General features: G+C 65.9%; 1 protein-coding gene. It reads right to left on the bottom strand.

The annotated features are described in order from the left end of the window. Window positions 1–258, bottom strand: a 258-nt coding sequence (locus SB764_RS42080; protein WP_410867048.1) for a peptidylprolyl isomerase, incomplete at both ends; no start/stop codon positions are given.

Genomic DNA, 258 nt, shown 5'->3' with positions numbered 1-258 from the left:
GCCGAGGTCGCCGCCCTTCTTCGCGTCGTTCGCTTCCGAATTGTTCTTCGCGAGCTTCTCGAAATCGGCGCCCGACGTGGCCTGCTGGAGCAGCGCTTCGGCCTTCTTCTGCGCGACTTCGATCTCGGCCTGCGGCGCGTTGGTCGGCGCCTTGATGAAGATATGCTGGAAGCGCAGGTCCTGCTGCTGCGCCGCGCTCGGCCCGCGCTGGCTCGCGATGTAGTTCACGACCTCGGCGTCCGACACGGTGATCTTGCC

The sequence above is a fragment of the Paraburkholderia sp. SIMBA_027 genome (genome assembly GCF_046535315.1).
Classification (GTDB): Bacteria; Pseudomonadota; Gammaproteobacteria; order Burkholderiales; family Burkholderiaceae; genus Paraburkholderia; species Paraburkholderia tropica.
The sequence above is the reverse complement of the archived record's forward strand: the minus strand, read 5'-3'. Positions and strand labels throughout refer to the sequence as shown.